The following is a 6921-nucleotide window of genomic DNA, read 5'->3' on the forward strand; positions in this document are numbered from 1 at the left end:
AATAGCGTTCAGCCCGGCAGCGACAATGGCTGCTTGATGAAGGGATGAGAAGCGGGCCCATCGCCTGCGGCTCCGCGCGCGCGCGGCCTGCAGCCGGCGGAGCGCTGAAAGTGGTCGGAGCGGGGAGATTTGAACTCCCGACCCCCGGTCCCCCAGACCGGTGCGCTAACCGAGCTGCGCTACGCTCCGTTTTGATTCAGCCGCCTGGATATACACGCTCGGGAGCGTGACACAAGGCAAGGACGGGCGATCCGCCTACTCCTTGGCCTGCATCAAAACCCGCTGACACGCCTCGAGTTCACCAAGGATCGCACTCAAGGCGTCGGGGTTGCCCAACGCGTGTTCGTCGGCCGCACGCCGCGCGTGGGCGCCCATGCTCTTTGCGGCCTCGGCGGCAACATCGGGAATATCGTGCGCACCCGACAGCGCATTCCCACCGTCTTCCTCCGCGTGCCTCCGATAGTCCATGACATAGCGGGGGCCATGCTCGCGCAAGAGCTTCTGAACGCCGCGGATGGTGTAGCCGTCGTTATAGAGGAGGAAGCGGATTCCTCGGAGAAGCGAGACGTCTTCGGGACGGTAATAACGCCGGCCGCCGCCCCGCTTCATCGGTTTCAATTGCGCGAACTTGGCTTCCCAGAAGCGCAGCACGTGTTTTGGAACCGAAAGTTCATCCGCTACTTCGCTTATCGTGCGAAACGCCTCGGGCGCTTTTTCCAACGCTCCTCCTCCTTAGCGTTTTTTTTTCAGCCGGGAATTACTCCGCCGCCTTTCTGCGGGACAACGCCTCGTTGATGCGCTCCTTCATGATGTTGCTCGCACGGAACACCAAGACGCGGCGTGGCGTGATCGGAACTTCCTGGCCGGTTTTTGGATTGCGGCCGATGCGCTGGCCCTTGTCGCGGATCCCGAAGGAACCAAACGACGACAGCTTGACGGTATCGCCGCGCTCGAGGCTCGCCACGATCTCGCGGAGCACAAGCTCAACGATCTCGGCGGACTCGTTCCGCGGCAGGCCAACCTTCTGAAACACGGCCTCCGCCAAATCGGCGCGCGTGAGTGTCTTCCCGCTCATCTCGCGTACGCTCCCCCAATCGCGGGACTAGTGAAGATGCTAATCGAGCAGGTGCGAGCGGGTCAATCGTTCGCGCGATCAAATTCCTGATATTGCAACATTTTAAGCAAGGTGTGACTTTCGCGCGGCACCCCTTGTGTGTGCCTACCAGCGCACCAACAACGCGCCCCAGGTGAAGCCCCCGCCCATGGCCTCCAGGAGCACCAAGTCCCCTTCCTTAATCCGCCCATCCTCGCAGGCCGTGCTCAGCGCCAAGGGGATGGAAGCGGAAGAGGTATTGGCGTGCTTGTCCACGGTGATGACGATGCGATCAGGATCGAGCCCAAGTTTTCGCGCTGCACCATCCAAAATGCGCTTATTGGCCTGGTGCGGGACGAACCAGTCCACCTCGGAGGGCCGGTAACCGGCCTGTTTCAGGGTCGCATCGATCACTTCGCTGATCTTGGTCACGGCATGGCGGAACACTTCGGGGCCGTCCATGCGGACACAGCCAACCGTGCCGGTAGAAGACGGTCCGCCATCGACATAGAGCTTGTCGCGATAACGGCCGTCGGAGCGGAGGCAAGTGGCGAGGATGCCGCGATCCAACGCCGCGCCCGCCGTCTCCTGCACTTCGACCACGAGCGCACCGGCGCCATCGCCAAACAAGACGCAGGTGGAGCGGTCCTTCCAATCGAGGATGCGCGAGAAAGCCTCGGAACCGATCACGAGAGCGCGCTTGAACTGGCCGCCCTTCAAATAATTGTCGGCCGTGGACAGCGCGAAGACGAAGCCCGAGCAGACCGCTTGAATGTCGAAGGCCGCGCCATGCGTGATGCCAAGCTCGGCCTGGATCGTCACGGCCGTGGCCGGGAAGGTTTGGTCCGGCGTCGAGGTGGCAAGGACGATGAGGTCAATGTCGCTGGCATTCATGCCGGCATCGGCAAGCGCTCTTTGCGCCGCGGCGACACCCATGTCGGAGGTCAACTCGCCTTCTGCCGCGATATGACGCTCCGTGATGCCGGTGCGCTCGCGGATCCACTGATCGCTGGTGTCGATCATGCGGGCGAGATCGTGATTGGTGAGCACCCGTTCAGGCAGGTAAGCGCCGCACCCTCTCACCACCGTTCGCACAATACTCAATTTACCCACTCCACAGCCTACGCCGCACCCTCAAGCTCAAGCTTGGCATGGAAGTAGGTCACGTCGTTTGTGAGGCGTGTCACGACGCCGCTCGAGGCCATGTCATATGCCGTATCGATGGCACTAGCGAAGCCCGTGGCATCTGTGCCGCCGTGGCTCTTTACCACGATGCCTTTCAGCCCGATAAAGATGCCGCCATTCAACTGGCGCGGATCCATCTTTTCCTTGAGCGCACGGAACGCGCCCCGCGCCAGGATTGCACCGAGGCGAGCAAGCAGCGTGCGCCCCATGGCAGCGCGCAGATACTCGCCAATCTGCTGAGCGGTACCCTCGGCTGTCTTCAAGGCGATGTTGCCGGTAAAACCGTCGGTGACCACCACGTCGACAGTTCCGCGCCCGATATCGTCGCCCTCGACAAAGCCATGATACCGGATGGGAAGAGGTGCCGCCTTGAGCACGGCCGCCGCCTTTTTGATCTCATCGACCCCTTTGACCTCCTCCACGCCGATATTGAGGAGGCCAACCGACGGCCGCTCGATCCCAAACAGGGCGCGGGCCATCGCCGCGCCCATCAGGGCGAATTCGACGAGCTGGCGAGAATCCGCGCCGACATTGGCGCCAACATCGAGCACGATGCATTCGCTCTCAATGGTCGGCCAAATGCCGGCGATGGCCGGACGGTCGATGCCCTCGATGGTCTTCAGGCAGAACTTCGCCATGGCCATGAGCGCACCGGTATTGCCGGCGGAAACGGCGGCGCCGGCCCTGCCCTCCCGCACCGCATCGAGGGCGAGCCACATGCTGGAGCGCCAGCGGCCCTTGCGGAGCGCCTGGCTGGGCTTGGCGTCCATCGCGACCGCCACATCGGTATGAATGAGCTCAACTTTGGCGGCGAGGACCGGGAATTTCGCGAGCTCGGGCTCGATCTGCGCCGCATCGCCGACCACGATGAAGCGCGCATCGGGATGCCGCTCAGCCGCGATCGCGACGGCGGGCATGATCACGCTTGGGCCGTAATCGCCGCCCATGGCGTCGAGCGCTATGGTGACTGTCGCACCCATTCTCCGTGCCGCTAAGTTAGGATGTTGACCTTGCCGCAGCCGACCGCGGCAGCCCCCCGGGCCTGTCCCGAATAGACTTAAAAGGGATGGGGTGACAACCGTATTCTATAAATGCCTCAGTCCTTAGCGCCGCTTCAGTTGCTCAAGGGCCGCAAATGGGCTGGTTGGCGTTTCGCCGCGTTCTTTCGAGGCCTCGTCGGCCCAATCGAGTTGCGCCCCTTCGCGTTTGGGATAGGGGTCGAGCGCCGTGGCAAAGGTCTCGTAAATGAGGGGTCCTAGGTCGATCTTGCCCTCCGCGATCGGCTCCGGCCATTCGAAAAGCGGGTCCGGCTCCGATTCCTCGGCCCGGGCCTGGAGCTCGTCGAGGAGCCGGCGCGGCCAGAACTCGACCTCGATCGGGACGTCCACGGTCGCCGGCAGAGGGTCAAGGGAAACGACGCCGATCTGGGTGACGTCGGCGGTGAGGCGCCCGGTCAAGTGATAGCGCCCGCCGCCGCCCCGACGCAGGCGATAAACAAGCTTCAAAGAGCGCAATTCAGGAAGATCAAGCAGGGCCGCGATGGCCTCTCTCTCGGCGGCAGTGGCCTCGATCTCGCCGCTCAAATAGTCCTTGATCTCGTCCAGCCGCAGCGGCCTTGAGAGAGGTCGCCGCTGCTCGATGGTTTCCGGTTTCTCCATGGCTAGGCCGCTTCTTTCGGAAAGCTCACCCGGCCCTCGTCAAGGGCCGCCAGGCTCTGCTGCTTCAATGCGTTCACCATGACCTCGACATAGGCTGCGAGGCGCCCAGAAACGGCTTCAACCTTATCCTCGTCCAGTGATAGTGCGGCCGCAACCGCTGCTTGCAGCGCCTCAGAGCCATCCGCAAGAGCCTCCTCGTAGGCCTGGAGCTGACCGAGACTCGATCCGGCCAGGGCCCGCATCTTCTTTGGGATCTTGAGATCGCTGACCCCAAGCTCGCGCAACACTGTTTCCATGTCATTGCTGAAGCGGTCCATGAGGTCTTGGGCGAGCCCGCGGCCGGCGGCCCCCTCGGCCTTCAGGCGGTGCAACACGGCAAAAAGGTGCAAAGTCAGAACCGTAAAGCGGCCCTCCAGGGAGTCGGGCACCCCGATGACGCGGTAGAAGGAAGGGAGCCGCGCCTGTGCCACAATCGCGCCATAGATTTCGGCGCTTCCGGGCACTGAGGGTCGGCGGCGCAGAAAGCGTTTCAGAGGGTTCAAAGGACGAAGCACTTCGTCTAACCTCCGCCCGACCAGGGGCATCGCTCATTGGCCATGCGGTGCTGACGGGCTTATGTGAGGGACAGGTTCATTGTCTAGCTTCAAGCCGGCTTCCTTGCGGGTTCTTCTCCCGGCGATCCTTTCGCTGGCCGCTCTTGCCGGGGCCACCACCCTTGGCGGCTGCGGCGCGGAGATCGACCGCCATGGCCATGTCTTCATGGACGTGGACGTGCAGCAAGTGCAAGCGGGCATGACAAAGGAGCAGGTCCAGACCATGCTCGGGTCGCCCGACACGACAAGCACGATGGGCGGCGACGCCTTCTATTATATCTCCACCACGCAGAAGACCGTCGCCTTCCTCAAGCCCTACGAGATCGACCGCCAGGTTGTCGCCGTCTATTTCGACGGCGGTGAGAATGTGCGGCAGGTCGCGCATTACGGGCTGAAGGATGGCATCGTCGTCAACTACGCGAAGGACGAGACCCCGGCGCGCGGCAAGGACATGACCTTCGTCGAGCAGATCTTCGGCAACGTCGCCAACCGCAAAATGTTTAAAGACCAGAGAGACGCCGCGAAGGGCGGCGTCCCCGGGCCTGGCCTATAGAATGGCGAACAGCGCCTTCGCCCATCAATGGGCGAGGACGGCGAGCAGCAGCAGCGCAACGATATTGGTGATCTTGATCATCGGATTTACCGCAGGCCCTGCGGTATCCTTATAGGGATCGCCGACCGTGTCGCCTGTCACCGCCGCCTTATGCGCCTCGGATCCCTTGCCGCCGTAATTGCCGTCCTCGATGTATTTCTTGGCATTGTCCCAGGCTCCGCCGCCCGCCGTCATGGAGATGGCGACGAAGAGGCCGGTGACGATGACGCCGAGAAGCATGGCGCCCAGCGCGGAGAAGGCCGCGCTCTTGCCGGCAATCGCGTTGATGAGGAAGAAGAAGGCGATCGGCGACAGCACCGGCAGCAGCGACGGGACGATCATCTCCTTGATCGCGGCCTTGGTCAGGAGGTCGACCGCGCGCTTATAGTCGGGACGCTCGGTGCCCTTCATGATGCCGGGCTTCTCCTTGAACTGCCGGCGCACCTCTTCGACGATGGCCGACGCTGCGCGGCCCACCGCCGTCATGGCGATGCCGCCGAACAGATAGGGCAGCAGCCCGCCAAGGAAGAGACCGACCACAACGTAGGGATTGGAGAGGCTGAAGGTCGCGTCGACATCACTGAAATAGGGAAAGGTGTCGGCGTTGGCTGCGAAATATTTCAAGTCCTCGGTATAGGCTGCGAAGAGCACCAAAGCGCCGAGACCGGCGGAGCCGATCGCGTAGCCTTTGGTCACCGCCTTGGTCGTGTTGCCGACGGCGTCAAGCGCGTCGGTCGTCTTGCGGATGTGGGCGGGCATGCCGGACATCTCGGCAATGCCGCCGGCATTGTCGGTCACAGGCCCGAAGGCGTCGAGGGCGACGATCACGCCGGCCAGCGCCAGCATGGTCGTCACGGCGATGGCGATGCCGAACAGACCGGCGAGGCCGTAGGTGATGATAATGCCCGCCATGATCACCAACGCGGGAAGCGCGGTCGACTCAAGCGAAATGGCGAGGCCCTGGATAACATTGGTGCCGTGGCCGGTGACCGAGGCCTTGGCGATCGACTGCACCGGCCGGTAATTCGTGCCGGTGTAATATTCGGTGATGACGACGATGAGCGCCGTGACCACAAGTCCAACCACGCCGCAAAGATATAGCGATTGGCCCGTGAAGCTCAGCGCACCGACCGTCATGACGGTTTCCATGCCCACGAGGAGAGCCGTCGTCGGATAGAGGACGATGAGCGACAAGACGCCGGTCGCCAGAACGCCTTTATAGAGGGCGCCCATGATGGACTGGCTCTTGCCGAGGCGGACGAAATAGGTGCCGATGATGGAGGTGATGACGCAAACCGCGCCGATGGCGAGCGGATAGAGCATCATTTCCATGACGCGATCGCCGCCGGCGAAATAGATCGAGGCAAGCACCATGGTCGCGACGACAGTCACCGCATAGGTCTCGAACAAGTCTGCGGCCATGCCAGCGCAGTCTCCGACATTGTCGCCGACATTGTCGGCAATCGTGGCGGGGTTGCGCGGATCGTCCTCGGGAATGCCGGCCTCGACCTTGCCGACGAGATCGCCGCCGACATCGGCGCCCTTGGTGAAGATGCCGCCGCCAAGCCGGGCGAAGATGGAGATCAGCGAGGCGCCGAAGCCGAGCGCCACGAGCGCGTCGATGACGGTGCGGCTGGTCGGCTCATGGCCCAGAATGGCGGTGAGGATGCCGAAATAGACCGCCACCCCGAGCAGCGCCAGGCCGGCGACGAGCAAGCCGGTGACGGCGCCCGACATGAAGGCGATCGACAGGCCCTCGCCGAGCGACTTGGTGGCGGCCTGGGCGGTGCGCACGTTGGC

The 6921-nt window shown here is 63.1% G+C and carries 8 protein-coding genes and 1 tRNA gene; 1 reads left to right on the top strand and 8 read right to left on the bottom strand.

The window, feature by feature from the left end; translation table 11 throughout:
* Positions 1-111: 111 nt before the first annotated feature.
* The 7 genes from ACR2J1_RS03305 to ACR2J1_RS03335 all read right to left on the bottom strand — a co-directional run bounded on the left by ACR2J1_RS03305 (position 112) and on the right by ACR2J1_RS03335 (position 4478).
* Positions 112-189: transfer RNA gene (locus tag ACR2J1_RS03305), tRNA-Pro, on the bottom strand.
* A gap of 66 nt (positions 190-255) precedes the next feature.
* On the bottom strand, positions 256-720 hold the full coding sequence (locus tag ACR2J1_RS03310; protein ID WP_434017926.1) for a MerR family transcriptional regulator: 465 nt from the start codon (positions 718-720) through the stop codon (positions 256-258).
* Positions 721-757: 37 nt separating this feature from the next.
* Entirely contained in the window at positions 758-1075 is a 318-nt protein-coding gene (locus ACR2J1_RS03315; RefSeq protein WP_434017927.1) for an integration host factor subunit alpha, read from the bottom strand.
* A 144-nt stretch (positions 1076-1219) separates the two neighbouring features.
* Complete coding sequence (locus ACR2J1_RS03320) at positions 1220-2197, bottom strand: beta-ketoacyl-ACP synthase III (RefSeq protein WP_434017928.1); 978 nt, start codon at positions 2195-2197, stop codon at positions 1220-1222.
* 17 nt (positions 2198-2214) lie between these two features.
* Complete coding sequence (gene plsX / locus ACR2J1_RS03325; RefSeq protein ID WP_434017929.1) at positions 2215-3258, bottom strand: phosphate acyltransferase PlsX; 1044 nt, start codon at positions 3256-3258, stop codon at positions 2215-2217.
* Positions 3259-3381: 123 nt separating this feature from the next.
* Positions 3382-3936, bottom strand: a complete 555-nt coding sequence (locus ACR2J1_RS03330) for a YceD family protein (RefSeq protein ID WP_434017930.1) — start codon at positions 3934-3936, stop codon at positions 3382-3384.
* Positions 3937-3938: 2 nt separating this feature from the next.
* Positions 3939-4478 (bottom strand): ubiquinol-cytochrome C chaperone family protein, encoded by a 540-nt coding sequence (locus ACR2J1_RS03335; RefSeq protein WP_434017931.1) that lies wholly within the window; start codon positions 4476-4478, stop codon positions 3939-3941.
* Positions 4479-4593: 115 nt separating this feature from the next.
* Here ACR2J1_RS03335 and ACR2J1_RS03340 point away from each other — a divergent pair, with 115 nt between their 5' ends.
* Positions 4594-5082, top strand: coding sequence for an outer membrane protein assembly factor BamE (locus ACR2J1_RS03340; RefSeq protein ID WP_434017932.1), 489 nt, complete (start codon positions 4594-4596; stop codon positions 5080-5082).
* Positions 5083-5106: 24 nt separating this feature from the next.
* Here ACR2J1_RS03340 and ACR2J1_RS03345 read toward each other — a convergent pair.
* Positions 5107-6921 (bottom strand): sodium-translocating pyrophosphatase (locus tag ACR2J1_RS03345; RefSeq protein WP_434017933.1); only part of this gene is annotated, 1815 nt, incomplete at its 5' end.

This window comes from Methyloceanibacter sp. (genome assembly GCF_050999895.1).
Classification (GTDB): Bacteria; Pseudomonadota; Alphaproteobacteria; order Rhizobiales; family Methyloligellaceae; genus Methyloceanibacter.